Below are 235 nucleotides of genomic sequence, written 5' to 3' on the forward strand. Positions count from 1 at the left end.
GGTACGCGCGCGCGTGCGCTTCTCGACGCGATCGGGCGACTGGAAATACGACAGCAGCCCCGTCAGCAGCAGCATCGCCATCACGAGCCGCGACGCGGGACCGTACAGCAGGAACAGCCAGATATTGTGATGCGCCATCCCGGTGAACAGGCCGTGCAGCGCGTAGATCATCGCGAAGCCGAGAAAGCCGAGCGTGAGCCAGCGCAGCAACGGCTCGCCGGAGGAGCGGTAGCAG

The 235-nt window shown here is 66.0% G+C and carries 1 pseudogene; it reads right to left on the reverse strand.

The window, feature by feature from the left end:
• Positions 1-235: pseudogene (locus SB771_RS37105) on the reverse strand (GGDEF domain-containing protein); the annotation flags it as partial.

Source organism: Burkholderia sp. SIMBA_051 (assembly GCF_046534915.1).
GTDB lineage: Bacteria > Pseudomonadota > Gammaproteobacteria > Burkholderiales > Burkholderiaceae > Burkholderia > Burkholderia ambifaria.